Source organism: Thalassomonas actiniarum, from assembly GCF_000948975.2.
Lineage (GTDB): Bacteria > Pseudomonadota > Gammaproteobacteria > Enterobacterales > Alteromonadaceae > Thalassomonas > Thalassomonas actiniarum.
This window is the reverse complement of the sequence record NZ_CP059735.1, coordinates 5,587,948-5,613,047: the sequence shown is the minus strand read 5'-3', so window position 1 is coordinate 5,613,047 and position 25,100 is coordinate 5,587,948. Positions and strand designations below refer to the sequence as shown.

Sequence of the window (25,100 nt, the reverse complement as noted above, 5' to 3'; positions counted from 1 at the left end):
AATAATGGTTCAAGCAGACAGCAACGGCGTTGTCCGTGGTTCTTTTACCGTGCCGAGCGGTGTGCCTTCGGGCACGAAATCGGTAACCTTTAGCGGTGATGGCGGCTCTTTTGGTGAAGCCAGCTATACCGGCAGTGGCCGTATCCAGGTCGCAACGATGCGCCGGGTACGTACCATTAATACCTGGCGGCAACGCTGGGATCCGCTGGCGCAAACCTTTACCTTACCGCAAAGCCGGCATATTGCCGGGGTAGACCTGTGGTTTACCACCCTAGGTGAAGATACTGTCCGGGTGCAAATCCGCGAAACCGCCACCGGTTTACCCAACCAGGAAGTACTGGCGGAAGCGACCCTGACCAAGGACGACATTTTATTAAACGGCCAGAGCACACGTTTTGAATTTGCCCCGGTATTTTTAAATGCCGATCAGGAATATGCCATCGTGGTATTAACCGATGATGCCGACTATGAAGTGTCGGTGGCGGAGCTGGGGAAATACGATAAAGATGAGGGCTGGGTAACCAGCCAGCCGTACCAGGTAGGGGTATTGCTGTCATCCAGTAACGCCAGTACCTGGACCCCGCACCAAAGCATGGATTTAACCTTCCGTTTATTGGCGGCAAAATTCGATGAAACCTCCATGGTCTTGCCTTTGGGAGAGATGGACGTTGTTGATATGTCCAACTGGTTGCCGTTGGGCACCGTTGAACGTCCGGGTACGGAAACCGACCTGCGCTTTGAATTTACCCCGCAGGGGGAAAACCAGCCGGTTTATACCTGTCAGGAAGGTGAGCCGGTTAACTTGTCGGCCAACTTTACCGGCAAACTGGATGTCCAGGCGCGCTTAACCGGTACCGATACCCTGAGCCCGGTACTATATCCGGGTGTGCAGGCGGCATCGGGTACCCTGGCACAAACCGCCGATTATATTACCCGGGCCATTACCTGCGGCGCCAATAAGAAAGTGACCGTAGTGTTCGAATCTTTTGTGCCCGGGCAGGCCAGCGTTGATGTCTTTGCCGAGTTAAATGGTGCATGGCAGCAAATGACGGTGAATTCTGCCAGCGCTGTCGGGGATGAGTGGCAGAGTTTGAAATTTATTTTAGATGATGTGACCAGTGATACCGTGCGGGTGAAGCTGGTGCTTACCGGCAGCGCCCAGGACAGACCACGGGTGCGTGATTTACGGGTAATGACCACTTAATACTCGCGCTTTAACAGTCAGTATTAACTTCAGCAATTAAATTCAAGTGACCGGTTTTATCCCTGCTCACTTGATTTCCTGGTATTTCATTACCCCATCTAAATTTTAGGAGGACTTATGTTCGATAACAGAACACTCCACCAGGACTACCCCTTGCCGGATGCCGATAACTTCCTGCAGGACGACGTGGTCCGTATCGCCGAGGCGATCACCGCCATCGATAATGATTTCTTTCAAAACTCCGTCGACCTCCAGGAAAAACTGGAGCAGGAAGAAAGGATCAACGCAGAAAAATTCCGCCGCATCAAGATCAACCACTTAGTGGATGACCAGTTGTTTAACGTTTAAGTAAGCTTTAAGGAAATTACATGTCAACAATATCCAATGCTGCACAAATCATGGTTGACAAGCTGGTCGCCGATTTAAACAGCGAAACGCCGCTCAGCGCCGAAGACCAGTTACTGGTGGCAAAAGCGCTGGACACCATGAAAAACAGCACCACTTTTGAAACCGCATTGATTGCGGTTGTCGAAGAGCACTTTAATACCGCTGATGCCGCGTTAACCGCAGCGAAAAATGATATTAATGCTGCGAAAACCTCGATAGAGACCCAGTCGACTAACCTGGATTTAATCCCCGGAATACAAACCAGTATAGATACTAGTTTATCGGACATGAATACGAGTTTAGATACTTCCCTGGCAACCATAGCACCATCAGTACGTGACAATGTCAGGGGGGTCTTTAATAAACATCAAATTGGCTATTATCAAGTTGACCATAGCTTAACCGCATATGTAGGTCAGAACGGTTATCAATATGCGCCAGCTAACGTTGCTTCACTCGATAATTATGCGACAGGGGAGTTTTACACTTTTGTTGATTTTGGTAACCAGACCACAAGTGTCAGACGTGCACTGATTATTCGAGTCAAGTCTGATGGTTCGGTGAGTACTGCCAGCCATGCTGCGCAATTTTTTACTAGTGGAATTTATGGTTTTTGTCCTTTCGCTGACGGCAGCAGCCGATTGTGTCGCTATGATGCCGGCACCTTATCGATACAAAAATTAGGGGCCTTTAGCTGGGAGTTCAGTAAGGCGGTAGATTATCAGAATATCTATTACGACAAAGCCAGTAAAGATCTGTACTGTGTCAGCGGTGGTTTTTTACATACCATAGACGCAACCGATGGTTTTACCACTATTGGTGATGTTACTTTTATTAATGTTGAGGCTTTTGAAGCTTGGGCGTTAGAAAATGGCCACCTACGTGCGGACTCTTTTGTTAATTACTTTAATGGTTCCCGCGGTAAAAACCAGGTATCTAACCAGGGAAACCGTTTCGATGCGCCAATGATAGTCTCTATAATGGGCGGCTTTAGCAACACATATACTAAGCGGGCTGGGTTTGACCTGACCAGCGGCATTATGACCGCAGACTACCCGTTAACCAATTACTTTTCTGTTTACAATACCGCGATTACGGCATATGACACCACAACCTCCCGAGCTGTTTGGTTATCTTGGAAAGGTCAGGCAATGTTTAGGGATGTTTATGGTGTGATGGAGCGCCAAAGCGTAGAGCTATTTTCATTGGCGAACACGCATAGAGATGATAATCAACGCATGTACACTCCTGTGATGGTTGCTTTTTCTCATATTCATAAATGCCTCATATCTGATGTGTCGGGATATGACTATTACACTAGCACGTCAGCAGCTTATTGGCAGGCTTGCGGTTTATCATTCGGGAGATAGAAAATGACTGAATTTACATGGAATAACCATAAAGAAGTCTTGGTAGCTACTGATGGCACTGAGTTCACCAATAACCCGGAAACAGGTTTGTTATGGCAAAGTGAAGAAGAAGCACTGGCGTATGCTCAAGCCGAAGTTGAATTGCAGGCTGGGCCTGAGGTTACTGAGATAACTTATACTGCTTATGTTGTATTTGATACCCCTGTCGTAGCAGCTGAATCTGGTGTGATTTTACAGGCTCCCAATTCAGAAACCGATTTTGATGAAACGACTGTGACTTTAGGTTCAACTTTACAGCTTACCGCAAAATTGTTAACCGATAAAGAGGATCCTGAATCACTTTTCACCAGTGTACCTAAAGATCTGTTTCGTATTCCTGTGGTTAATCAAGCCACAGGAGAGCAGGATTTATTTGCTGGTATCCTGGAAAATGGAGTGATCACCATTAATGCACCTATGACCAAAGCCGGTTATTGGGAAGTGAATGAAGAATTGGTTAACAGTAAATTAGCGGATGACTTCCGTTTGGGTCTGGATAAAACCGTCTTTGCCGTCGTGAATGTTGATGCAAGTATTGCTGCAACATTAATCGGCAATGAACCGCTAACCGAAACAGCAGGAGCGTAACCATGGCGACTACAATATCGTCTTCGGTGCAGTCACTGCTGGCGAAACTAAAAGTCGGCGCCGAAGCAGACATGACCGCAGAAGAGCTATTGCTCTTGTCCAAGTCGGTACAGGCGCTGGCGGATAACGAAGACTTCGAACAAGCCTTAATCGCGGTAGCAGAAGGGCATTTAGATACTGCAACGAGTGCGGTTTCTGCTGCCACTGTAGCGGCACAAACCGCCAGCAGCCAACTGCAACAAAATGCCACTAGCTTGGACTTAATTCCGCAAATGCAAAATGAACTGACCGGATCTGTCACGCAATTAAACAGTGATGTACAGGCAAAAATCAATAATATCCCCGGTATTATGGGCTCGCCGCTAAATAAAATCGGTGAGCCGCATTTTATTCTGGATTATTATGATAGCAGCAGTTTCACCTTGTCTGATAGCGTGACCAGTTACGGTGCTTATAATACGATTAGCCTGGTAGATTATTTAACCGGTGAATTTTATGCCTACTGGGATGCCGGCAGTCAAACGGATACTAATACCCGGGCAACCTTATTAAAAATAGACAGTAAAGGACAGGTTTCACAGGCAAACAGCGCTACAAGATTATTAGGGACGAATAGTGTCGACCACATTATGTTACTGCGCCTTAATGATGGCTCGGTACGTGCGGCGACCTATACCACTAGCAGTAAATCTTTAGCCCTTTACCAAAATATGAATTTCACTACCGAAGTGGCGCATGCCCTGGATTACTTCAAGTTATATCAAGATCCCGCAACCCATCTTATTTATGGGGTAAATGCCGGTATCTTGCATGTGCTGAGCAGTAATGGCTGGCAACAGGTTACTGACACCAGCTTTCTGACCGAGAGCAGTTTCGATACCTGGGCACAGCAGCGAGATTATGGTGCTCTCCATGATTTAAAAATAACGCCTGTGAATAGTCATCAACATATTACCAGCGCCACAGGAGGGACTAATTCACATGCCTATTTGCCGACAACAAGGCCGACTCAGTTAATGGAGTTGGCTTATGATAACAAAGGGGCGCAATCGGTAACCTATACCACGGCGCCGAATCTGGCTTGTGCTGAAATGGAAGAGTTTAACGGCGGAACCGGGATCTACAACCGTTCGTTTCGCAGCCGAATAAAGTTAAAGGCGAAAGATAATTTTTATAGCGCGATGTTAGAGAGCCGGACGCCGAATAATGGTTATAAGGCTGTGGCTCAATATTACCCCCGCTTAGTGGTACATTCGCCCATTCATCGGGCATTGGTGGTGCAGCAATACTTTAATTTTTATACTTCGAGCACCACTAGGCCGACTTATTCTCTCAGCCGGGTTTATTTTGCTTAAGGACAAACTTGATGTTTATTTGGAATGAAAAATTAAATGCCGTTGATTTAGACGGTGTATTACAGCTGACGCATCCCGATAGCGGTATTTCATGGGCGAACGAAGCCGATGCATTACGCTGGTGGCAAACCAGTGAATTTAACCCTGAAAATACAGCAAAAGGGAGCCGTAAGCCCAGCAGCATGCATGGCGCTAGTGAACCGGAAAAAGGGAGCAGTCTAACAGCCCGATTAATGGCTAAAGTAGGGCTCTCTAAGTCTGGTTGAGTTTGCTTGATTTTAATCTGCTAATTCGGCGTTAGCCTAGCGCTTTATTTTACCGTCCGGTAAATATTTACTTACCTTTCTGCTCTTCTTATATGAGCAAATAATGAGATCTTATCATGGTAATTAACCGTAGTGCCTTGCTGCAGCAATTAGTGCTGCGGTTAAAGGCCGGGCTATCCGCCCAATCCCTGGAACATACACTCGTCACTTTATTTTTGCCAAGCCAGGCATTGAATCAGGTACCGGCACTGCCGGAAGTTGTCCTTAATATGCAGGGGGAGCAAGTACTGTCACCTGCGGTGGCAAATAGCGATGACAGTTATGTCGCCATTAGCGAAGGGGTGCAAAATCACGTTGAGCATAAGCGCAAACTTGAACTGGAGTTCACCACCCGGGTCGGGGCCGTTGATGGCGATGCGCTACTGCTTTTGGCCGATCAGCTGTCAACGGCATTGGAAAGCAGTTTGCAGGCACTTGATCCTTTAGAGGAGCAAGCCGAAACGCAAGCCAGGCCCTGGCAATCGATTCAGGTGGTGAGCAGTGATTTTGCCTTTGAAGTTATCGACAGCAGTGTCGTGGCGACTATCAGGCAAAAAGCGAACCTTTATTATTACACTGAGCCGGATGCGGAAATTCCGGGGCATGACATTCATGAGGTTTATCTTGGTGTGCAGGGAGAAAACTATCAGCTTGTTGCCTCGATTCCCGAGGTGGTGGAGTAATGGTATTAACCCATAAACGCCAATGCCGGATGTTGAAATCAGGGAGAGTTTTATGAACTTAAACCAGGTCTTTGCCGAGATCGGCAATGCCGATGTACCTCACAGGTTAGCCAAGCTGATCAGTGTCGGCACCATAGCCGAGGTGGACTACCAAACCGCCCGGGTTAAGGTAACAATTGGAGACTGGCTGACAAGCTGGCTGCCCTGGTTAACCGCCAGGGCCAGCAACAACCTTAATTGGCAGGCACCGGAAATTGATGAACAGGTATTAGTGCTGGCCCCTTGCGGCGATATTGCCCAGGCTGTGGTGCTCGGGGCTGTTTATCAGCAACAGCAGCAAGAGCTGGTTTCCGATATCCCGGCCGAGGAGCGCCAGGACATAGAGCGGATGCAATACCTAGACGGCACTGTGGTGGAATATAACCGCAAAACCCATAGATATTTTATCGATATCAAAGGGGAGAATGCCACCTTAGATATTGTTTCTGCCGGTACCTTAAATATCAATACCGCCGCGGACATTACCGTAGTCACCGAAGCAAACGCCAAGGTGACGGCTACGGAAAATATTGAACTTACCGCCAAGTCCGTCAATGTTAGCGCCAGCGAAAATATCAGCCTGGATGCCGGTAAAGACGTCAGTGTTAAAGCGGGCGGCAATATGACCTTGGAAGCGGGCGGCAATATGAAGCTTAATGCCAGCCATATCAGTGCTCAGGAATAGTCGCCTGACACAGCAGCGTTTATAAAGGGGAGGCAAGATGCCACAGGTATCACTTAACGGTCATATCACCGATGTTCATGCGTTATTTCTTCCGGGAGCCGGCACCGCAACTGTGGGTAACTTTACCATAGGCGGTATTGCGCCATTGCGTCTCGGTGATGAAATCAGCACCCATGTGTTAAGCACAGATCCTAAGGTCAAACATGAAAAAATCACCATAGCTGCAGGTTCCGGAAGCTTTAGTATCGGTGGTAAAGCCGTTGCCCGACTCGGAGATACCTGTGGCTGTGGTGCAAAAATGGCCCAGGGATTTGCTACCTTTACCGCAGGTGGGTGATGTTAAAGAAAAACAGCAGGAGGTTTAATTTATGCTCGGCATGAACGCACAAACCGGGCGCAGCCTTTCAGGCTTAGCTCATTTAAAACAAAGTATTGTTGATATTTTGACCACGCCTAAGGGCAGTCGGGTAATGCGCCGCGATTATGGTTGCGGCCTGTTTGATTTAGTTGACCGTCCCTATTCCTCTTCTTTGGTGGGGGATGTCACTATGGATATATCCCAGGCTCTGGCTCTATGGGAGCCGAGATTCGAGCTGGAAAGTGTCTCAGTGTCTAAGGTGGAAAGCGGCAAGCTTGGCCTTGATATTATCGGCCGTTATTTACTTAACGGTGAGCCGGTAAAACTTGAGGGGTTGGTGGTTTAAAGCTTTATTAATCGCAATAGATTCAATACTTAATCATCATTTTATATTAACTGAAATCAGTTAATTCATTTATTTAAGCCGGGTTTCTCCCGGCTTTTTACGTTTGCTTTGCTTGATAACCCGATAAGTTTGCTTATCGGGTATTTGGCATAGTTTTTTTACTGACAACTTTCAAAGGAGAAACATATGTCAGGTTTACAACACGGTGTAGAAGTGATCGAACTCGATCAAGGGACACGTCCAATTAAAACAGTAACAAGTTCGGTTATTGGTCTTATCGGTACTGCACCGGGAGCCGATGCTGAAAAGTTTCCGTTAAATAAACCGGTATTGATTGCCGGTAAAAGAAGCGAAGCTGCGGCATTAGTTGCAGATAAGGATAAAGAAGAAGGCACCTTACCGGCGGCGCTTGATGGTATTTTCGATCAGGTTGGTGCTGTTGTGGTTGTTATCCGTGTGGAAGAAGTACCTGATGGTCAAGGGAAACTTGATGCGATAGCAACGATGCCTAACGTGTTAGGTTCAGACCTGTCTGCGGAATATGAAGGCATTCATGCATTTTTAGGTGCAGAAGCGGTATTAGGTGTTACTCCGCGTATCTTAGTTGCGCCGGGCTTTACTCATCAGCGTCCTAATGATGCCAAAAACCCTGTTGTTGATGGTTTAAATGGTATTGCCCAACGTTTGCGCGCTGTGGTTATTGCCGACGGCCCAAATGACACACATGATGCTGCAGTGGCTTATAAAACAGAGCTTGGTTCAAAGCGTATCTTTATTGTTGATCCACACGTTAAGGTCTTTAAAGATGGTGAGAGCGTAGTCGAGCCGGCCAGTGCCCGTGTTGCCGGTATGATCGCCAAATCAGATAACGAACGTGGCTTCTGGTGGAGCCCGAGCAACCAAATTATGAATGGTATCGTTGGTACGGCCCGTTCCATTGATTTCCAGTTAGGCGACCCTGCCTCTCGTGCCGATCTGCTAAACAAAAACCACGTCGCCACGATTATCCGCAAGGATGGTTTCCGTTTATGGGGCAACCGTACCGCCACTAGCGAAGAAAAATGGGCGTTTTTATCTGTGGTTCGTACCGCAGATATGATCAATGACTCATTATTGCGTGCTCACATGTGGGCTGTGGATCGCAACATCACCAAAACTTATATCGAAGATGTCACTAACGGTGTGCAATCCTTCCTGGATAACTTAAAAGCACAGGGCGCTATCTTAGGCGGTTCAATCTGGGCGGATGAAGACCTGAACAGTAAAGAAAGCATCCAGGCCGGTAAAATCTACTTCAACTTTGATTTCACCCCGCCAACGCCTGCCGAGCACATCGTATTCCGCAGCATCTTAACTAATGACTACTTAGAGGAGCTTGTATAATGGCTATTTCTCCTAAAATCTTAAAAAAATTCAAACTGTTCGTTGACGGTAAAGGTTACCTGGGCATTGCCGATGAAATCACTTTACCTAAAGTAACGGTCAAAACCCGTGAAGTAACTTCCGGTTTCCAGGCGCCGATCGAACTTGATGTCGGCCAGTTAGAAAAACTCGAAGGTTCTATTTCCTTACTGGAATACAACACAGATGTGATGAAGCTGATGGGCGGCTGGGGTGGCAAAACCACTACCATGACGGCCCGTGGTGCTATCCAGGCACAAGGTAAAGATCCTGAACCGGTGGTAGTAACCCTGGAAGGTTTCTTCAAAGAAATGGATATGGGCAACTGGAAAGACGGCGAAGAAGCTAAGCTGTCGATGCAATATGCCGTACAGAAATACAAGTTAGAGATCAACGGTGAATCTATCTACGAGATTGATCTTTATAACGATACCCGTGTGATTAACGGTGTCGACCAAATGACTAAACTACGTGCCGCTCTAGGAGAGTAATAGACAATGAAAGAACATATCAAGTTAGCCTTCCCCATTAAAATAGATGGCCATGAATATACGAATCTTTCAATGCGTCGACCTAAGGTACGTGACCGTCTGATGATTGACCGTAACGACCTGCATGAATCGGAAAGTGAAATTCACTACTTCTCGCATTTATGTGAAGTCTCTCCCGATGTTATCGAAGAGTTAGACTGGAGTGATTTCGTGCAGTTAAGGGAAAAATTGCAACTTTTTCTCGCATCCCGCCCCAGCGCTTAAAAGCTATGGTTATTGCCTTAGCTAAGTATACCGGGTGGGGCATGCAGGAATTGACGGCCCTAACAGAGCAGGACTTAACCGACTGGTTTGAGGCTGCTCTGAGTTATAAGCAGGAAACGGAATCCTGAGCGTTTTAACAAGCGCGGGAGGCATTTAGCTTTCCTTATCTTTAAGCAGGGATGCACAACAGCAAAGGGTGACACGGAGATGGTTCCCCTTTGCTGCAGATAAAAAATCATGGATGCCCAAGAGCGGCTTTACATATGGAGATGTTTATCCTGCGGGATAGGGTCTGCTCTTTTTATTTGTCCAGGTTAACGCTGCAATTAATCACCTAACTATCACCTCGTAATAATGCCTTTGTTAATAGCAAGCCCGCTCATGCGTGCTTGCTATTAGCAAAGGGATATTTATTCAAGCCGGGAAGCCTCTCGTTTCCTTATTTTTCTTTGCATTCTTTGGATTACGTTATGCCACTCAAGAAAAACAAAGGTGAAAAGAACCTTGCGACTTCGCAAAAATCTTCAAAACAAGCGCAAGCAAAACAAAGGCAGCTTGCACAAAAGCAATCAAAACAAAACCAATCAAGACAAAAAAAAGCGGCACAACAGCAGGTTTCGGTTAATAAGCAGGTAAAAACACAATTAGCGGCTGAGCAAGCACAAGCAGCCGCGGCCGGGCAAGAGATGCCGGATCTGGGCGAGAGCCTGGGCTCAGTTGTTAAGCAATTGACGCAACTGGGTTTTAAAACAAAGTCGCCGGAGTTGGTCAAGGCGATGGATGGCCTGGCGAAATTAGATTTTCAAAACCTGATGGCGGAAGATCTGACGAAAATTACCGGCGTTGCGCCGCAATTTCTCCGGGCTTTTAAACTTGATGACGCCGCCGATGTGGTGGAAAAAGCCCAGTCCGGTATTGCCAAGCTTGATATTAACGGCGTACTCGATGGCGATTTAAGCTCATTGAGTGTCGCTGCGCCTGAGCTGTTGCGCTCATTCGAGCTTAACGATGCCGCGAAAACCTTTGAACAGGGCAAGGCGGTTATTGACAAGCTCAATGTCAAAGGCGTACTTGAAGGGGATCTCACTTCCCTGCTTGATGCCGGTCCCGAGCTGCTAAAAGGTTTGGGTTATGACAGTGCGGCGCAGGCCTTAGTCAAAGGCACTGCCGGTTTTAAAAAGCTTGATCCTAAAGCTATTGTCGAAGGCGATCTTAACTCCTTACTTGATGCCGGTCCTGAACTGTTACAGAGCTTAGGTTACGATGACGCGGCAGCCGCCCTGGTTAAGGGCACCGCGGGCTTTAAAAAGCTCGATCCCAAAGCAATCTTAAATGGCGACATCAACTCCTTGTTTGATGCCGGTCCCGAGTTATTGCAGGGGCTTGGTTTTGACGATGCAGCCGAAGTATTGGCCGGTCATGCGGCGGGACTGAAAAAACTCGATCCCAAAGCGATCTTAAATGGCGATCTCAATTCCCTGGTAGATGCCGGGCCCGAGCTGTTAAAAGGCTTAGGTTATGACGGCGCGGCTGAAGCTTTGGCTCACGGCACCGCCGGTTTTAAAAAGCTCGATCCCCAGGCGATATTATCCGGTGATATCAGCTCACTGTTTGATGCCGGCCCCGAGCTGCTAAAAGGCTTGGGTTACGACGGTGCAGCCGATATCTTAGCCAACAGCGCCGAGGGCTTTAAAAAGCTTGATCCTAAGGCGATGTTAGACGGTGATCTCAGTTCATTGTTTGATGCCGGTCCGGAAATTTTGCAGGGACTGGGCTACGGCGATGCTGCCGATGTCTTGGCCAAAGGCACAGCAGGTTTTAAAAAGCTTGATCCTAAAGCCATTCTTGATGGCGATCTCAGCTCATTACTCGATGCCGGCCCTGAATTATTACAGAGCTTAGGTTTAGACGAAGCAGCAGATGTGCTGGCGAAAGGCCAGGCGGCTTTTGACAAGCTTGATGTTAACAGCATCATGAACGGCGATATCAGCTCGATTGCCAGCGCCGGCTCAGATTTATTCCGCTCCCTCGATATGGGCGGCGTGGCCGATATTTTTGACCAAAGTATCGCCGGCCTGGAACAGGTTAATTTTAAAGAGGTGATGTCGGGGGATCTTTCTTCCGTACTTGATGCCGCCCCTGATTTATTAAAAGGCTTTGGCTTTGACGGTGCTGCCGACATTTTTGAGTCTATGGACGGTCTGTACGATAACCTGTTTGGTGAGTCGCAGGATGAAGCCATGGCTGAGGTAGAAGCTGAAAAAGAGAAGAAAAAACAGCGTAAAAACAAAGGCAAGGGTAAAGGCAACAAGAATAAAAAGGGCAAAGCAAAGCATAAGGGCAAAAAAGGCTTTAAACCGTCTCAGCTAACGGATGTTGATGATGAAGGCGACGGGGCGAAGAAAAAAGCCAAAGCGAAACCTAAAGCTAAACCTGGCCCTAAACAGGGCAAGTTAGGCTCATTTGGCAAGGCGCTGGGCGGTAAAGGCAAAGGGGGACTGTTTAAATCCCTGCTTAAAGGTCCGGCATCAAAACTCTTAGGAAGGGTGGCGGCCCCGGTAACCGCACTGATGGGAGCGGCCAATATTGCCACCACCTTATCCGACGACAGCCTCAGCACCGGTGAAAAAACCAAGCAGGTAGGGGCAGCTGCAGGTGGGATGGGCGGAGCCCTGGCAGGAGCCGCCGCAGGCGCGGCCATGGGCTCCGTCATCCCGGTGTTCGGTACCGCTATCGGTGGTCTGATCGGCGGCGCCCTGGGAGCATTTGGCGGTGAAAGCATAGGCGGCTCTGTCGGCGGCCTGGTATCGGGTCTGTTTGGTGATGACGACGCTGAAAAGGTCCCGGCACAACCTCCTCAGAGCCAGCCTGGTGTGGCGGCAGGAAATATTTTAACTAATCAAGTTTCTGACGCCGCACTATCTGCTGGCACCACAGCTCCTCAGGGATTGTCATCGGCCAAGGTGAGTGCATTAAACCAGCAAGCGGCGAATGTTGCCTCCGTCAGCTCCGGTGCAGGCACCGCTCAGCCAGGTAATGCTTCGGTGACGGTCAATGCCGAAATCACGGTGAACGCCAGTGATGGTATGGATGAGCACAAACTTGCCATGCAAATTAAACAACAACTTGAAGAAAAAGAACGTGAAGCCCTGCGTGGCGTGCGTTTACGTTATATGGATGAGGTGGCCTGATCATGGCGGCAAGCAATAAAAACTACATGATGAAGTTGGGGGAATTTGAGTTTGCGGTGAAAGCCGCAAGCTTTCATAAGCTCAGTTATGCTTCCAGCTATCGCTGGGAGCCCAATGAGGCGCCAACAAAGACGAATAGTCCGTTAATGCAATATATCGGACCGGGGGAGCGTACCCTGGATATTGAAGGGATTATTTATCCGCAAATGGCGCCCAATGGCTTAAAGCAGGTTGATGATATGCGTAAGCAGGCCAGTAAAGGTGAGCCGCTTCAACTCTGTTATGTAGAAGCCGCATCCGGCGGCATTGGCGGGGTTGGCCGAATATTAGGTAAATGGTGTATCAGCGCTATCAATGAGGAACGTACCTTGTTTTTAGCCGACGGTAACCCGAGAGAAATTACCTTTAGCATGTCATTAAAAGCATACAAATTCAAAGTCGAGTAGCAGGGGGGAATTATGGCAAGTGTTAAATATCAAACCCGCCAGGGGGATTCGCTGGATTATATCTGCTGGAAGCATTATGGCCGTCAGTCGGGGGCGGTAGAGCAAGTCTTAGCCGTTAACCCGGGTCTGGCGGAACTTGGCGTGATATATCCGGAAAATATCACGATCGTGTTACCTGAGCTGGCGGTGGTTAAAACCGAAAATACCATCAATATCTGGGACTGAGCATGAAAAAATTTCCAATATTTAATATCGAAGCCAACAACAAGGACATCAGCAATAAACTGATGGAGCGTGTGGTCTCTGTCCGGGTAAACCAGAAAATGGGCCTGGTCAGCGACAGCTGCGAACTGGTGGTGGACGACCATATCGATCACCGCATCCAGCTGCCCGGTGATGAAGACAAAGTGCGTATTTCCCTGGGCTATGGCAAAGAAGAAGATGAAAAGGAGATCTTGCATGATTTTGGTGAGTATAATGTTGGCGAGTTTGCTCTTAATGGCCCACGAGACAAATTAACCTTATATGGTGATAAGCGTCTGTGGACGAAAAGTTTAAAGGCACCGGTGAAATTCAGCTGGTTATCGACACCACAGGAACCTTTGCTGCTCAAAGACTTGTTTGCCAAGGTCGCCGGTAACCATGGCCTTGAGGCAAAAATATCGCCTGAGCTTGAGAGCATAGTGTTGCCGCAAATAGAGCAAAGTGAAAGCGATATCCAGCTATTGACCCGGCTGGCAAGTTATTATGATGCGGTTTGCAAGGTACAGGAAAATGTGATCTTTTTCATGCCGCGCGGTACAGGTAAAACCCTCAGCGGTAAGGGGATAGCCGAAGTGGCGCTGGATATTGAAGATTTGCTCAGCTGGCGCACCCTGCAAAGCCAATACCCTGCTTATCAGTCGTGCCGGGCCTGGTATCACGACTTTATCAGTGCCACCCGCACTATGGTGGAAGTGGGCTCCGGCTCTCCCTGCTTTGATTTAAGTTATACCTATGCCGATGAAACTACGGCCAAATGGGCGGCGCAAACCCGGTTAAACCATGCCAGCCGGGTGGCGAAAACTATAGAAATTATGGTAATTGGTGAACCTGATATCAGGGCCGGCGGTACTGTGAGTATCAGTCAGGTCAGGGAAGGGGTTGACGGTGCCTGGTTTGTGGCGGAAGTTGAGCACCTGATTGATAAAAAAGGGTTTGTCACTAAAGCGATTTGCCAGCAACTTAAGGGATGATGCTGCTGGCTTATTGTCGTTGGGCAAGTTCCTTTGCCTGGTTGCTAAAAAAGGTATGGCGTCCTTGCCGCTAGCAAAAGGCTAGTTTCAATAGCAACATTATCCGTTATCAATTAACCTGTGATTAACTGTTTAAGCAGTTTATTCTCCACTACTCCTTTGGAAATACAGGTTAAGGTGATGTCCTGGTCTACTCTGCCGGGTTTGTATTCACCGTGGATGTTGGATTTCACGGTAACTTCTTTTTCCGTCACGATAATGTTCAGGGCCAGTTCGGTTTTGGTGCGGTTATCTTTGAGATAATCAAGTCCCATGGTTTGTCCGCAATCGGCTTCCAGCGGCGTAAGCTTTTTATTTTTTAACGAGGTGGAAATAATACCGGCTTCATCATCAAAGGTCTGGATCCGGTAGCCATCCATTAAAAGTGTTCTTTTAGCATTTTTAAGGATATCTTTTACCGATTGGTTATGGTTGGCTTTAACGACCGGCTCTACTGTAAGTGGCGCTTCATAAGTGACAGAACATGCTGACAATAAAGCTGCGCTTAAGAAAATGTACTTCTTCATTCATTTTTCCTTATTTTTATTCTTGATAATAAAACGCTGATAACCTGCCTCTCTGGCCGATGGCGCCTTTTAAATTACTTGTTGCTAAAAGTTAATACGGCGTTAATCTAACATGGCCGCCAATACGGATGACATTACACAACATTACAAAGGCTTATCTGAACAACTGTTCCTGATTTTTCACCTCTCCAAGCTTCCTACCACTTTCCCCCTGTTATTTTTCATTTCAATATTTCGGTTTCCGACTCCTGGCAATCAGGGCAAACCTTTCATCGATTCTTTGTTTGCGTTAACGGGAAATAAAGCCTTTCCAGTACCTTTCTCGAACCCCATAGCCATTATTTTTACCGTTAGGGGTTAAATTGCTTTTTATTTCTTTGAAAACAAATAAAAGTTAAAAAATTATCCTTTCCTTTAAACCCTTTTCCGGCATACTGCATCTAATCTTTTAACACGACACATTTGGTTAATACGAGAGCAGGCTGATTGGACAATTCAACAATAATTGATGCGCAGAAGGTTTTTCTTGCCGATCAGGAGCAGCAGTGGATTAAAGCTGCCCAGCAAGGAGATCAGCAGGCATTTCATCACTTATATCAGCTGCATCATCGCAGGGTTTACGCGTTGTGCTGGCGTATGCTGGCGGATAAAAACAGTGCCGAAGATGTTTGTCAGGAAGTTTTTGTGCAGTTATGGCAAAAAATTGCCAATTTTCGCGGTGAAAGTAAGTTCACCACCTGGCTGCACAGTGTGGCCACCAACATAGTACTGGCACATTTAAGAAAGCAGAAAAACTGGCTGCAGCGGGTTTTCAGTATCGAAGACCAGCCGCAGGCGGAAGACAGTGCCGAGATGCCTGAGCTGCACGAGCTGGACAAACAAATTATGAAATTACCCGAGCGCGCCCGGTTGGTGTTTGTTTTATTTGCCGTTGAAGGCTACCGGCATGAGGAAATTGCCAAAATGCTTAATATGGCGGTCGGTTCAAGTAAGGCGCAATATCACAGGGCAAGAAGTTTGCTAAAAGAGTGGGTGGAAGAATGAGTAACGAGATGAACAAACCCCTATCGGACCAGGCATTACAGAGCCGGATAGAGCAATTGCCTGAAGAAATATCACCGGAGCGTGATTTATGGCCGGGCATTGAGCGGGCACTGGTGCAGCTGCCGCAACAAAAGCCGCAGCAGACAAATGAGCAGGTATCATCCGTTGGCATGAAAACCAATAAGGTGACAATGCCACTCGCCTGGGCGGCGTCCGTGATTGCCGCGGTATTATTGACCTGGATGAATTTAGCGCCGCAGCAGGGCCAGCCAGGCCAGTTAAACTTAGTGGCGGCGATGCAGCAAGATTTTGAATTGCAAAAAAATACCATGTTGGTGAGTTTTGGCCAGCCGAAAATAAGCGAGTTACCGCTTGATATGCAGAACCAGCTGAATCAGCTGGCGGCGGCAAGGTCATCGATAAATAAAGCGCTGGCAGAAGATCCCAACAATGCCGATTTGTTGAGTTTATTACGCTGGACCCAGCAGCAAGAGCTGGATTTAATCGAGCAGTTATACAGCCCGCAGTGGCAATCGATTTAGCCTGGTTTTGAGTGCTGTGTTAAGTCACGAATTTTAAGAAAGTAATTTTACCGGCGAACGAAACTTGCCGGAAAGAGGTTAATTATGAAGGTTTTTCAATATATTTTACCGGTTTTACTGACAAGCTTGGCGCTGCCGGCTTTGGCCGGGGAAAAGATAGATAAAGTCTTGCCCGCCTCCGGGGACAGCAATATCAGCATCGAAAGCCCGAACGGGGATGTGAGCATTACCGGCTGGGATAAAGACCAGGTCTCGGTTAAAGGGGAGCTGGACGATAATGCGGAGGGGTTTATCTTTGAGCAAAAGGGCTCTTTGATCGAAATAAAAGTGATGATGCCGCATAACAGCAATAACCGCTGGAATGAGCAGGGTTCAGATTTGACCATCTTTGTGCCTAAAAATGCCCGGGTAAGTTTTGGCGGTGTTTCCAGCGATGTTACCCTGGTGGACTTAACCCGTAATGTTGACGTGAAAACCGTGAGCGGCGATCTTAGCGGGGAAAATCTCAGCAATCATGTGGAACTGTTAACCGTCAGCGGCCACATTAAAGTTAAGGGGTTATCTGGCAAGGTGCAGCTCTCTACCGTCAGCGGAGATATTCGGGATAAGGCATCAAGTGGCCGCCTTCAGTTGAAAGCCGTCAGTGGCGATATCAAGAGTCAGTCCGAGGCCAGTGAAGTCCAGGTGACAAGTGTTTCGGGTGAAATCGAACTTAATCTGGCACAGGTCGATGAACTGGCGATATCCACCGTCAGCGGGGATGTGGAAGGGCAGTTGAACTTAAATGATAGCGGTCTGGTTAAACTCAGCAGTGTCAGCGGTGATATGGCGTTGAAATTTCAGCCGGACGTTCAGGCAAGTTTCCGCCTGAAGGCCAATGCCGGGGGCGACTTAGTCAATAAACTCACCTCAGACAAGGCGGTAGAAGCTAAATATGGGCCGAGCTCAAAATTGGAATTTGTGACCGGCAATGGTAATGGTTCGGTCAGGGGCAATACCGTCAGCGGCAATATCAGGGTTGCCAGCCGTTAAGAGCTAAACGGATATGCCCGGGAGATTAATTTTCCGGGCGAATTTTTGCGGCCGGGCAAGTTATCCTTCAGCGCTTGTTGGTATCGGCATATTCTATGTCTTATAAAGCTTTGAGCGCGCATTTTTAATCCCTTTCTTTACGCTTTGATGTTCTTCTTAGCGCCATAATCTGCTACATTAGCGGTCTTATACAATGACCGTGATATTTGTCCTTATATCCCGGTGATCAGAAAAATCGTCAAGGTAGTTATTCATGGCCGAGCGCAAGGCACCTAAATTTAAAAAGAACAAAGATTTTGATCGTGACCAGCAGGTTGACGCATTAAAAGTACCGCCGCATTCGCTTGAAGCCGAACAATCAGTGATCGGCGGTCTGCTGCTGGATAACGAGACCTGGGACCGGGTCAGTGAAAGGGTGGTGGCCGCGGACTTTTACAGCCGGGCACACCGGGTGATCTTTGAATCTATCGGCGCCTTAATTGAACTGGGCGAACCCGTGGATTTGATCACCTTGTCGGAATCGCTGGAAAACGATCAAAAACTCGAAGACGCCGGCGGTTTTGTTTATCTCGCCGAGATGATGAAAAATACCCCGAGTGCCGCCAACATTACCGCTTATGCGGAAATTGTCCGTGAACGTGCGGTCACCCGGGAAATGATCAGTGTTGCCAATGAAATTGCCGAAGCCGGTTACGATACCCAGGGGCGCACCAGTGCCGATCTGCTCGATTTTGCCGAAACCAAAGTGTTTAAAATTGCCGAGCAAAGGGCTAATAAATCCGAAGGCCCGGAAAATATCACCTCGGTGTTGGAAAAAACCGTAGACCGTATCGAAAAACTTTACCAACAGCCTCATGACGGTGTTACCGGGGTCTCTACCGGTTTTGCCGATCTCGATAAGATGACCGCCGGGATGCAGCCTTCGGACTTAATTATCGTGGCCGCCCGTCCGTCCATGGGTAAAACCACTTTTGCTATGAACTTGGCGGAAAATGCCGCCATGATGGAGGACAAACCTGCGCTTATCTTCAGCCTGGAGATGCCTTCAGAGCAGTTGATGATGAGGATGCTGGCCTCCCTGGGGCGTATCGATCAGACGAAAATTCGTACCGGTCAGCTTGATGACGAGGATTGGGCGCGGTTATCATCTACCATGGGTTTGATGATGGAGCAAGGCAAGATGTATATCGATGATGCCGCTGGCCTCACCCCCACCGATGTCCGCTCCCGTGCCCGGCGTATTGCCCGGGATCACGGCGGTTTAAGCATGATCATGATAGATTACCTGCAGCTGATGCGGGTACCGGCGCTCTCGGACAACCGTACCCTGGAAATCTCGGAAATCTCCCGTTCATTAAAAGCGCTGGCAAAAGAGCTGGAAGTGCCGGTTATTGCCCTGTCGCAGCTAAACCGTAGTTTGGAGCAACGTGCCGATAAACGCCCGGTAAACTCGGATTTGCGTGAATCGGGAGCGATCGAGCAGGATGCCGACTTGATCATGTTCATCTACCGGGATGAGGTCTACCATGACGACTCGGAATTTAAAGGTATGGCGGAGATCATTATCGGTAAACAGCGTAACGGTCCGATAGGCCGGGTGCCGCTGACCTTCCAGGGGCAATTCTCCCGCTTTGACAATTATGCCGGTCCGCATGTATTAGAAGAAGATTAAGGGTTTCTCCGACTCGTGACATTAACAACTGCAACGGCGGTGATCGACCGCCAGGCCCTGGTGGATAATTTCAACCGGGTAAAAACTTTTGCTCCCAAGGCCAAGGTATTGGCGGTGCTAAAAGCCAATGGTTATGGCCATGGCCTGGAGCGCATCGCCCGCGCCTTGCCCCAGGCAGATGCCTTCGGCGTTGCCCGCCTCGATGAAGCACTGGCCCTGCGTGCCGCCGGCGTGGTTAAACCTATCGTCTTGCTGGAAGGTTTTTTTACCGAGCAGGACTTGCCGATTCTGGCGGTCAATAACCTGCAAACCATAGTACACAACCGGCAACAGCTTGATGCCCTTACCCGGACACAGCTGGAAAAACCATTAAAAGTCTGGCTGAAAATAGATACCGGCATGCACAGGTTAGGGATAAACCCGGAAGACTTTGATGATTTTTATCAGGCACTTTCGGCAAGCGATAATGTTGACCCGGATATAGTGCTGATGAGCCATTTAGGCTGTGCCGATGACAAAGAAAACCCCGTCACCAATAGCCAGCTGGCGTTATTTGAGCAATTAACGGCAAGTTATAATAATGAAAAGTCGCTGGCCAATTCCGCCGGCAGCTATGCCTGGCCGCAAACCCGATACGACTGGATCCGCCCCGGACTGATTTTATACGGCGTATCGCCTATGGCGGCACCCGAACAAAGTGCACAAAGTCTGGGGATCAAACCTGTGATGACGCTGCAGTCGAGCCTGATTGCGGTACGTGCTTTAAAAGCAGGGGAAGCCGTGGGTTATGGTGCTGCCTGGGTAAGCTCAGAAGATACGACTATCGGCGTGATTGCCATAGGTTATGGCGACGGCTATCCCCGCCATGCCGGTAACGGCACCCCGGTATTGGTGAATGGCCGCCGGGTACCGCTGGTCGGGCGGGTGTCCATGGATATGATCACAGTGGACCTTGGAAAAGACTCCCGGGATGAGGTAGGAGATTTGGCTATTTTATGGGGGCAGGGGCTGCCGGTTGAGGAAATTGCCCTGCATGCTACTACTATACCCTACGAGCTGTTATGTAATATTACCCGGCGAGTACAGATAGAAGTGGTGTAAACGGACAGGCGGCGGGCTGTCAACTTGAGTCAAGTTTTTTGTTTTGACCGTAGCGGGACAAAGCGGGTCTGGCAGATAAGTTAATTGTACAGCCAATACCGTTACAAGCTTGCCTGCCATTGTTTGCCCCAGTATGAAGTAAGTGCGATCGGCAGGCTGTTATCCCTTCTACTTTAATCGTTTTTTCGTGGTTGTTCCTCTCTTTACTTGCCATCACCACTATCGGCGAAATCACTGCGACTTCCGCTGGCGAAAATGCATGATTTCGCATTGAGGTATTTTATCCTGTCCGTCTGTAGCGAACATCTAGGTGTAATGTGATGTAATGGTTAAATAGTTGTAACTTAAGTCTTGCCTTTGTAGAATCCGCAGCATTACAAATTATGAGCAAAAAGAAGTACCTATGATAGCTAAAATTAAAAACTTTGTTAAAACCTCAGCCCTAATTACTGCTTTCGTGATATCTGGTCAAGCAAGTGCCGGCCTGGTCTTGGCTGATAGCGAAGATTCAGCCGGACAAAGAGGGATATTGGATGAAGAGCAAGGTTTGGTTTGGTTAAGCTTTTGGAGTACATTTGGTTCAAGCATGAACAATTGGCATGAAAAAGTCGACCAAAATGACGGCTGGCGTTTAGCAACCAATAACGAGGTGGAAAATCTTTACCACACTGCCTTTTCATTAAGTGATAGTGATCATGGCGATATAAGCCCTGATCTGGATCTTAAAGAGCAAGGTTGGGATTTTAAAAGGCTTTTTTCTCCCTACCGCCATAATTCCAGCAATCGTTTTCTCTGGGCTTTATATAAAGATGAAGATGATAAAGTGAAAACCATGGGCTTTAATCATTGGTATACAAATATGACTATTGTCGGTATCGAAGGTGGTTATACTTATACTGCCGATTATGCAGATGAAAATATGGCTATATATGTAGTGCGTGATTTAAACCCGATAAGTGATGTGCCGGAGCCGACGAGTTTTGCCATACTTGGATTAGGGTTGTTGGGATTAGGGCTGCGCCGGGTTAAAAGCTAACTCTCAGTTAATACTGAAAGGCCCGCAGTCGTGAATTGAAAAATGGCAGGCGGGCAATTTACTTAATTGTCTTTATTCTTTTTGGTATTCGCAAGCTGACTTGACTTAGGAGAAAGTAGGGGAGTTAACGCTAATTATGGCCTTGGTTAGGCTGAGGATTCGCCCATCCCTGAATCATTCCCATATGCTTTAACGGGCATTATAGTCTCAAACTAAGCCGCTTTTATTGCCCTTCGCCCTGAATGGTGGTCACCAGGGGGCGCTTACCGCCGTGGTTTCTGTGCTCGCCAGGATAAATGCCCTGCCATATGCCGATATTGAACTGCCCCTTGCTGATCGGGATAGTGAAATTATTGCCTAAAGTGCTGGCCTTGATATGGGCCATATCGTCGCTGCCTTCATAAATATGCTGCTAAATACGGATGGGAGTGCTCTCATTTTTAATTAAGAAAAAGGCCTTCAAATCTCCCTCAAAAAAAGACCAATCTACTATTGATTTCCCCGTAAATTGGTCTTTCCTTAATAATGCTATCCAAGTCCAAAAGGAGAGCATTTATTGCCACACTTCCACCAATGAAATGCTGCAATAACAGGCGTTATTACTAAGCAATAAAGCAAAAGTAGTAACTTAAGTCGCAACCCCTGAGTGCGTCAACACCCAGAGGTCGCTAACCACAACGAACTCAGCAGGAGTACGTCATGGCTAAATATCATCATACGCCAGAGCCAGTCTCGGCAAAAGTAAAATATCCCATTTATCGGCAACTTACCGTACAGGAAACGGTCTGCAACACAGCGACGAAAACCCGCGGCATAGGCATTAACTATGTGCCCGTCAAGCTTGAGCCCTGTGTTGTGCTCAGGGGGAAATGGCTGCGGTTGGCCGGTTTCCCGGTCGGGCAAAAGCTCAGTATTGTTGTCAATCAGGCAGAGCTGGTCATCACACCTAAGCAGGCGGAACCAAGCCTGTTAGCTGAAAAATAACCCCGGGCTTTTTAAAAGGCCATAAGCCAAGCTGCTGTGCCTTAAAGCAGGTACGGCAGCTTTATCATAGCGAATAAAGCTGACTAATACTGTTAACTGGTCGCGGTTGTTAAAGCAGGTAAAACATGTGAGCTAAGTAAAAGTTAAAGCGTTTCTCCTTGAATGGTAGCCACCAGGGTGCGTTTACCGCCGTGGTTCCTGTGCTCGCCAAGATAAATTCCCTGCCATATGCCGATATTGAGCTGGCCCTTGCTGATCGGGATAGTGAGATTATTGCCTAAAGTGCTGGCCTTGATATGGGCGGGCATATCGTCGCTGCCTTCATAAATATGCTGGTAATAGATGGCATCGGCGGGAACAAAGTGGTTAAAGTGCTCTTCCATATCCGATCTTACCGTGGGGTCGGCGTTTTCATTGATGGTCAAGGAAGCGGAAGTGTGTTTAATAAATAAATGCAGCAAGCCGCATTTTATTGAGGCTAGCTGGGGCAGGTTATGCTCAACTTCATCTGTGATTAAATGAAAACCACGCCCCCTCGCCGCCAGGGTTATTTCCGTCTGAAACCACATCATTACTCTCCCGCTTTATTCTTGCTAAACGATTGCTAAAACATCTTTGCTGACAGGTATTTTTAGCAGATAACCCGGGGCCGGGCAATCAGCAATAAAAACTTTTCAAATGAATGTTATCTTATTTATGCTGATTGTCCGTTGTTGTCTTACAAGTAGGGCCTAATGGGCAGCGATTTCAGTCTTTTTTGCACTGACAGGAAATAAGCTCTCTTGCTGTTTTGCCAGTTCGGCGAGCAGTTGAGGGTGGTTCGCCCGGGCATTTAGCAGCAACACCTTAACCCCGTGTGCTTTCACCCGGGTATTGATGGCGGCATTGCTATCATCAACCAGGTATTGTTCGCCGCTGATGGCGTCCGTCCAGCGGCCGCTGCTCAGCTTTTCGCTGATGTTAAAATCGGCGGCCTTGTCCCCTTTGTTTAACAGCACTAACGCGGTTTGGCTGATGCCCTTGTCCTGATATACCCGGTAGAAACTTGCGGTTTGCCCGTTAAAGTCAAGGTTAAGCTGTAATCCCCGTTGCAGGGCCGGGGTGGCTTTTCTCAGTCCGGCGATTTGTTTTAGTTCATTGTGGATAACATGGCTTTTTGCCTCTTCTATCCTGTCCTGGCCGAGATAGTTGCGGTTACCCTGGTGCTCCGGCTTGCCGGTCATAAAGTTCATTTCTGAACCGTAATAAATCACCGGAATGCCGCGGGAAGTAAATAGCCAGTTATTGGCATCGACAAAGCCCATGTCGGAGGCATTCATGCGCTCCATATCGTGGTTGTCGTAAAAGGTCATCAGCTCATAGGGATTCTGGTAGACGCCGTCATCTAAATGCAGGTAAGACAAAAGCTCCCTAAAGTCGCTTTCGGGATTTTCAAACACGCCGGTGATGGCTTTTCTGCCGGGAAAGTCCAGTACGCTGGCGCCGCCGTTTTCTTCCCGGGTATGTTCGGCGATAAATTCTGCCTCGTAGGAATAGCTTTCGCCGAAAATAAAGATCTCCGGATGGACCGCGCGGATGCGGTCAAATAATTTTTTCCAGAAAGCATGGGGCATTTCCTTGATGGTATCTACCCTGAGAGCATGTACCCCCTGGTCAATCCATTTCAAATAAGCCCCGGTAAAATAATCCAGTGCCGCTTCGTTGTTTTCATCGACATCTGAAAGCTGGGCCAGGCCGGTATGGGTATTATAAAAGGCATGCAGGGGATTGTTCTTATCCAGCTTTTCCGGATGGATATTTTGGTGGTCGGCAATCAGCTGTCCCTGTTCATTGAAGATTTTGCCGAAATTCCCCTGCTGCTCGGGCATGCTGTAAGCCGGTGAACCGTGGTTGGCTACTATGTCGAGGATAAAGTTCAGTTGGTGTTCCTGCTTTAACTTACGGGTAAAATCGGCAAAGGTTAAATCTTTTGACGGCAGGTGTTCGTCTACCTTGTAGAAGTTTGTGCCCCAGTAGCCGTGATAACCGGTTTTACCGCCGTCTTTGTAATAGGCGCCATAGGTGACTTCTTCTCCGCCGCTAAAGGCCTGGTCCGGATTGTCGACTATCGGCGTCAGCCATACCGAAGTAAAGCCCATGTCCCTGATATAATTCGCGTTATCCAGTACCCCTTTAAAGTCGCCCCCCATATAGCCGACATTGGCCTGTTCACCGTTTTCTCCCTTGAGTACCCGGTTAAAGGTGGGATATTCACCCCCTTGATCTTCCTGGTTATTGCTGGGATCGCCATCGACAAACCTGTCGGTTAACAGGAAATAAACCGACTCTGAGGCAAAGGGATTTTGGCTGCCATAAAACGCTGGCGGCATGCTCTGTTCATGGGCCAAATTTGCTTTTTGGCCCGGCTGTGACACACAGGCGCCAAGGGAGAGGGATAAAATTGCCGAAACCGGGAGTAAAGCCAGGCGGGTCAGATTCATGGTTAATTATTCCTATTTGTATTGCTGTTGATATGGCCAATATTCAGGGGCTAAGGCCAGGCTTGTCGGTTTCCGGCATTTTGGCCACCGGCGTTAGCTCAGGTAATGTTATCGGGCCGGGTACTGCTGTAATTGAGTTTATCCTATTCATTCGGGCACGGATATGACAAGCATTTGCATACGTATTCACCCTGGCCGGACTGGCCCGGATCATTTTATGCGGGTTATATTGCCTTGATATCATGGCGCTTTGACG

The 25,100-nt window shown here is 48.0% G+C and carries 27 protein-coding genes and 1 pseudogene; 24 read left to right on the top strand and 4 right to left on the bottom strand.

Annotated elements, in window-relative coordinates:
- Window positions 1-4: 4 nt before the first annotated feature.
- The 17 genes from SG35_RS24435 (at window position 5) to SG35_RS24355 (ending at window position 14,387) form a co-directional block, all read left to right on the top strand.
- Window positions 5-1,204 (top strand): hypothetical protein, encoded by a 1,200-nt coding sequence (locus SG35_RS24435; protein WP_044836111.1) that lies wholly within the window; start codon window positions 5-7, stop codon window positions 1,202-1,204.
- Window positions 1,205-1,321: 117 nt separating this feature from the next.
- The gene (locus tag SG35_RS24430; protein ID WP_044836112.1) at window positions 1,322-1,552 is read left to right on the top strand and encodes a hypothetical protein; all 231 of its coding nucleotides are present in this window, start codon (window positions 1,322-1,324) and stop codon (window positions 1,550-1,552) included.
- Between the two features lie 20 nt (window positions 1,553-1,572).
- The gene (locus tag SG35_RS24425) at window positions 1,573-2,961 is read left to right on the top strand and encodes a hypothetical protein (protein WP_044836113.1); all 1,389 of its coding nucleotides are present in this window, start codon (window positions 1,573-1,575) and stop codon (window positions 2,959-2,961) included.
- A 3-nt stretch (window positions 2,962-2,964) separates the two neighbouring features.
- Window positions 2,965-3,588, top strand: a complete 624-nt coding sequence (locus tag SG35_RS24420; protein ID WP_044836114.1) for a hypothetical protein — start codon at window positions 2,965-2,967, stop codon at window positions 3,586-3,588.
- Window positions 3,589-3,590: 2 nt separating this feature from the next.
- On the top strand, window positions 3,591-4,943 hold the full coding sequence (locus SG35_RS24415) for a hypothetical protein (RefSeq protein WP_044836115.1): 1,353 nt from the start codon (window positions 3,591-3,593) through the stop codon (window positions 4,941-4,943).
- A gap of 11 nt (window positions 4,944-4,954) precedes the next feature.
- Window positions 4,955-5,209, top strand: coding sequence for a hypothetical protein (locus SG35_RS24410; protein WP_044836116.1), 255 nt, complete (start codon window positions 4,955-4,957; stop codon window positions 5,207-5,209).
- A 116-nt stretch (window positions 5,210-5,325) separates the two neighbouring features.
- Window positions 5,326-5,931: a hypothetical protein gene (locus tag SG35_RS24405; protein WP_044836117.1), complete on the top strand. Its 606-nt coding sequence runs from the start codon at window positions 5,326-5,328 to the stop codon at window positions 5,929-5,931.
- Window positions 5,932-5,983: 52 nt separating this feature from the next.
- Entirely contained in the window at window positions 5,984-6,655 is a 672-nt protein-coding gene (locus SG35_RS24400) for a phage baseplate assembly protein V (protein ID WP_044836118.1), read from the top strand.
- Between the two features lie 37 nt (window positions 6,656-6,692).
- Window positions 6,693-6,992: a PAAR domain-containing protein gene (locus SG35_RS24395; protein ID WP_053043466.1), complete on the top strand. Its 300-nt coding sequence runs from the start codon at window positions 6,693-6,695 to the stop codon at window positions 6,990-6,992.
- Between the two features lie 31 nt (window positions 6,993-7,023).
- Window positions 7,024-7,359: a GPW/gp25 family protein gene (locus SG35_RS24390; RefSeq protein ID WP_044836119.1), complete on the top strand. Its 336-nt coding sequence runs from the start codon at window positions 7,024-7,026 to the stop codon at window positions 7,357-7,359.
- Window positions 7,360-7,545: 186 nt separating this feature from the next.
- A complete protein-coding gene (locus tag SG35_RS24385; protein WP_044836120.1) occupies window positions 7,546-8,742 on the top strand; it encodes a phage tail sheath subtilisin-like domain-containing protein in 1,197 nt (398 codons plus the stop codon).
- The gene (locus SG35_RS24380) at window positions 8,742-9,251 is read left to right on the top strand and encodes a phage major tail tube protein (protein ID WP_053043467.1); all 510 of its coding nucleotides are present in this window, start codon (window positions 8,742-8,744) and stop codon (window positions 9,249-9,251) included. The genes SG35_RS24385 and SG35_RS24380 overlap by 1 nt, the downstream gene beginning before the upstream one ends.
- 6 nt (window positions 9,252-9,257) lie before the next feature.
- A complete protein-coding gene (locus tag SG35_RS24375; RefSeq protein WP_044836121.1) occupies window positions 9,258-9,515 on the top strand; it encodes a phage tail assembly protein in 258 nt (85 codons plus the stop codon).
- A 470-nt stretch (window positions 9,516-9,985) separates the two neighbouring features.
- The gene (locus SG35_RS24370; RefSeq protein WP_044836122.1) at window positions 9,986-12,706 is read left to right on the top strand and encodes a hypothetical protein; all 2,721 of its coding nucleotides are present in this window, start codon (window positions 9,986-9,988) and stop codon (window positions 12,704-12,706) included.
- 2 nt (window positions 12,707-12,708) lie between these two features.
- Complete coding sequence (locus SG35_RS24365; RefSeq protein ID WP_044836123.1) at window positions 12,709-13,152, top strand: phage tail protein; 444 nt, start codon at window positions 12,709-12,711, stop codon at window positions 13,150-13,152.
- A gap of 12 nt (window positions 13,153-13,164) precedes the next feature.
- Window positions 13,165-13,377: a tail protein X gene (locus tag SG35_RS24360; protein WP_044836124.1), complete on the top strand. Its 213-nt coding sequence runs from the start codon at window positions 13,165-13,167 to the stop codon at window positions 13,375-13,377.
- A 2-nt stretch (window positions 13,378-13,379) separates the two neighbouring features.
- Window positions 13,380-14,387 carry a phage late control D family protein gene (locus SG35_RS24355; RefSeq protein ID WP_044836125.1) on the top strand — a complete coding sequence of 336 codons (1,008 nt, stop codon included), beginning with the start codon at window positions 13,380-13,382 and terminating at the stop codon, window positions 14,385-14,387.
- A 113-nt stretch (window positions 14,388-14,500) separates the two neighbouring features.
- Here the strand turns inward: SG35_RS24355 and SG35_RS24350 are convergent, their stop codons facing one another.
- Entirely contained in the window at window positions 14,501-14,953 is a 453-nt protein-coding gene (locus SG35_RS24350; RefSeq protein ID WP_044836126.1) for a hypothetical protein, read from the bottom strand.
- 486 nt (window positions 14,954-15,439) lie between these two features.
- Between SG35_RS24350 and SG35_RS24345 the strand changes: the two genes are divergently transcribed.
- From SG35_RS24345 to SG35_RS24320, 6 genes are all read left to right on the top strand, one after another.
- Window positions 15,440-15,997 carry an RNA polymerase sigma factor gene (locus SG35_RS24345; RefSeq protein ID WP_044836128.1) on the top strand — a complete coding sequence of 186 codons (558 nt, stop codon included), beginning with the start codon at window positions 15,440-15,442 and terminating at the stop codon, window positions 15,995-15,997.
- 8 nt (window positions 15,998-16,005) lie between these two features.
- A complete protein-coding gene (locus SG35_RS24340) occupies window positions 16,006-16,539 on the top strand; it encodes a hypothetical protein (protein ID WP_152646843.1) in 534 nt (177 codons plus the stop codon).
- An 84-nt stretch (window positions 16,540-16,623) separates the two neighbouring features.
- The gene (locus SG35_RS24335; RefSeq protein WP_044836130.1) at window positions 16,624-17,571 is read left to right on the top strand and encodes a DUF4097 family beta strand repeat-containing protein; all 948 of its coding nucleotides are present in this window, start codon (window positions 16,624-16,626) and stop codon (window positions 17,569-17,571) included.
- Window positions 17,572-17,824: 253 nt separating this feature from the next.
- Window positions 17,825-19,243: a replicative DNA helicase gene (gene dnaB, locus SG35_RS24330; RefSeq protein ID WP_044836131.1), complete on the top strand. Its 1,419-nt coding sequence runs from the start codon at window positions 17,825-17,827 to the stop codon at window positions 19,241-19,243.
- A 15-nt stretch (window positions 19,244-19,258) separates the two neighbouring features.
- A complete protein-coding gene (gene alr / locus SG35_RS24325; protein WP_044836132.1) occupies window positions 19,259-20,344 on the top strand; it encodes an alanine racemase in 1,086 nt (361 codons plus the stop codon).
- Window positions 20,345-20,747: 403 nt separating this feature from the next.
- Window positions 20,748-21,380, top strand: a complete 633-nt coding sequence (locus tag SG35_RS24320) for a PEP-CTERM sorting domain-containing protein (RefSeq protein ID WP_044836133.1) — start codon at window positions 20,748-20,750, stop codon at window positions 21,378-21,380.
- 223 nt (window positions 21,381-21,603) lie between these two features.
- Here the strand turns inward: SG35_RS24320 and SG35_RS24315 are convergent.
- Window positions 21,604-21,792: pseudogene (locus SG35_RS24315) on the bottom strand (YjbQ family protein); the annotation flags it as partial.
- Between the two features lie 287 nt (window positions 21,793-22,079).
- Between SG35_RS24315 and SG35_RS24310 the strand changes: the two are divergent.
- The gene (locus SG35_RS24310) at window positions 22,080-22,364 is read left to right on the top strand and encodes a SymE family type I addiction module toxin (protein ID WP_044836134.1); all 285 of its coding nucleotides are present in this window, start codon (window positions 22,080-22,082) and stop codon (window positions 22,362-22,364) included.
- 143 nt (window positions 22,365-22,507) lie between these two features.
- Here SG35_RS24310 and SG35_RS24305 read toward each other — a convergent pair whose 3' ends face one another.
- The gene (locus SG35_RS24305) at window positions 22,508-22,936 is read right to left on the bottom strand and encodes a secondary thiamine-phosphate synthase enzyme YjbQ (protein ID WP_201777851.1); all 429 of its coding nucleotides are present in this window, start codon (window positions 22,934-22,936) and stop codon (window positions 22,508-22,510) included.
- 159 nt (window positions 22,937-23,095) lie between these two features.
- Window positions 23,096-24,844 (bottom strand): alpha-amylase family glycosyl hydrolase, encoded by a 1,749-nt coding sequence (locus SG35_RS24300; protein ID WP_044836135.1) that lies wholly within the window; start codon window positions 24,842-24,844, stop codon window positions 23,096-23,098.
- Between the last annotated feature and the right edge of the window lie 256 nt (window positions 24,845-25,100).

What these genes read in the sequence shown, in the direction of transcription:
- SG35_RS24375 (WP_044836121.1), top strand. Translation starts at nt 9,258, where the DNA reads ATGAAAGAACATATCAAGTTAGCCTTCCCCATTAAAATAGATGGCCAT.
- SG35_RS24300 (WP_044836135.1), bottom strand. Translation starts at nt 24,844, where the DNA reads ATGAATCTGACCCGCCTGGCTTTACTCCCGGTTTCGGCAATTTTATCC.
- SG35_RS24360 (WP_044836124.1), top strand. Translation starts at nt 13,165, where the DNA reads ATGGCAAGTGTTAAATATCAAACCCGCCAGGGGGATTCGCTGGATTAT.
- SG35_RS24370 (WP_044836122.1), top strand. Translation starts at nt 9,986, where the DNA reads ATGCCACTCAAGAAAAACAAAGGTGAAAAGAACCTTGCGACTTCGCAA.
- SG35_RS24310 (WP_044836134.1), top strand. Translation starts at nt 22,080, where the DNA reads ATGGCTAAATATCATCATACGCCAGAGCCAGTCTCGGCAAAAGTAAAA.
- SG35_RS24365 (WP_044836123.1), top strand. Translation starts at nt 12,709, where the DNA reads ATGGCGGCAAGCAATAAAAACTACATGATGAAGTTGGGGGAATTTGAG.
- dnaB (WP_044836131.1), top strand. Translation starts at nt 17,825, where the DNA reads ATGGCCGAGCGCAAGGCACCTAAATTTAAAAAGAACAAAGATTTTGAT.
- SG35_RS24320 (WP_044836133.1), top strand. Translation starts at nt 20,748, where the DNA reads ATGATAGCTAAAATTAAAAACTTTGTTAAAACCTCAGCCCTAATTACT.
- SG35_RS24400 (WP_044836118.1), top strand. Translation starts at nt 5,984, where the DNA reads ATGAACTTAAACCAGGTCTTTGCCGAGATCGGCAATGCCGATGTACCT.
- SG35_RS24395 (WP_053043466.1), top strand. Translation starts at nt 6,693, where the DNA reads ATGCCACAGGTATCACTTAACGGTCATATCACCGATGTTCATGCGTTA.
- SG35_RS24410 (WP_044836116.1), top strand. Translation starts at nt 4,955, where the DNA reads ATGTTTATTTGGAATGAAAAATTAAATGCCGTTGATTTAGACGGTGTA.
- SG35_RS24420 (WP_044836114.1), top strand. Translation starts at nt 2,965, where the DNA reads ATGACTGAATTTACATGGAATAACCATAAAGAAGTCTTGGTAGCTACT.
- SG35_RS24430 (WP_044836112.1), top strand. Translation starts at nt 1,322, where the DNA reads ATGTTCGATAACAGAACACTCCACCAGGACTACCCCTTGCCGGATGCC.
- SG35_RS24405 (WP_044836117.1), top strand. Translation starts at nt 5,326, where the DNA reads ATGGTAATTAACCGTAGTGCCTTGCTGCAGCAATTAGTGCTGCGGTTA.
- SG35_RS24435 (WP_044836111.1), top strand. Translation starts at nt 5, where the DNA reads ATGGTTCAAGCAGACAGCAACGGCGTTGTCCGTGGTTCTTTTACCGTG.
- SG35_RS24390 (WP_044836119.1), top strand. Translation starts at nt 7,024, where the DNA reads ATGCTCGGCATGAACGCACAAACCGGGCGCAGCCTTTCAGGCTTAGCT.
- SG35_RS24340 (WP_152646843.1), top strand. Translation starts at nt 16,006, where the DNA reads ATGAACAAACCCCTATCGGACCAGGCATTACAGAGCCGGATAGAGCAA.
- SG35_RS24415 (WP_044836115.1), top strand. Translation starts at nt 3,591, where the DNA reads ATGGCGACTACAATATCGTCTTCGGTGCAGTCACTGCTGGCGAAACTA.
- SG35_RS24335 (WP_044836130.1), top strand. Translation starts at nt 16,624, where the DNA reads ATGAAGGTTTTTCAATATATTTTACCGGTTTTACTGACAAGCTTGGCG.
- SG35_RS24380 (WP_053043467.1), top strand. Translation starts at nt 8,742, where the DNA reads ATGGCTATTTCTCCTAAAATCTTAAAAAAATTCAAACTGTTCGTTGAC.
- SG35_RS24305 (WP_201777851.1), bottom strand. Translation starts at nt 22,936, where the DNA reads ATGATGTGGTTTCAGACGGAAATAACCCTGGCGGCGAGGGGGCGTGGT.
- SG35_RS24355 (WP_044836125.1), top strand. Translation starts at nt 13,380, where the DNA reads ATGAAAAAATTTCCAATATTTAATATCGAAGCCAACAACAAGGACATC.
- SG35_RS24350 (WP_044836126.1), bottom strand. Translation starts at nt 14,953, where the DNA reads ATGAAGAAGTACATTTTCTTAAGCGCAGCTTTATTGTCAGCATGTTCT.
- SG35_RS24385 (WP_044836120.1), top strand. Translation starts at nt 7,546, where the DNA reads ATGTCAGGTTTACAACACGGTGTAGAAGTGATCGAACTCGATCAAGGG.
- SG35_RS24425 (WP_044836113.1), top strand. Translation starts at nt 1,573, where the DNA reads ATGTCAACAATATCCAATGCTGCACAAATCATGGTTGACAAGCTGGTC.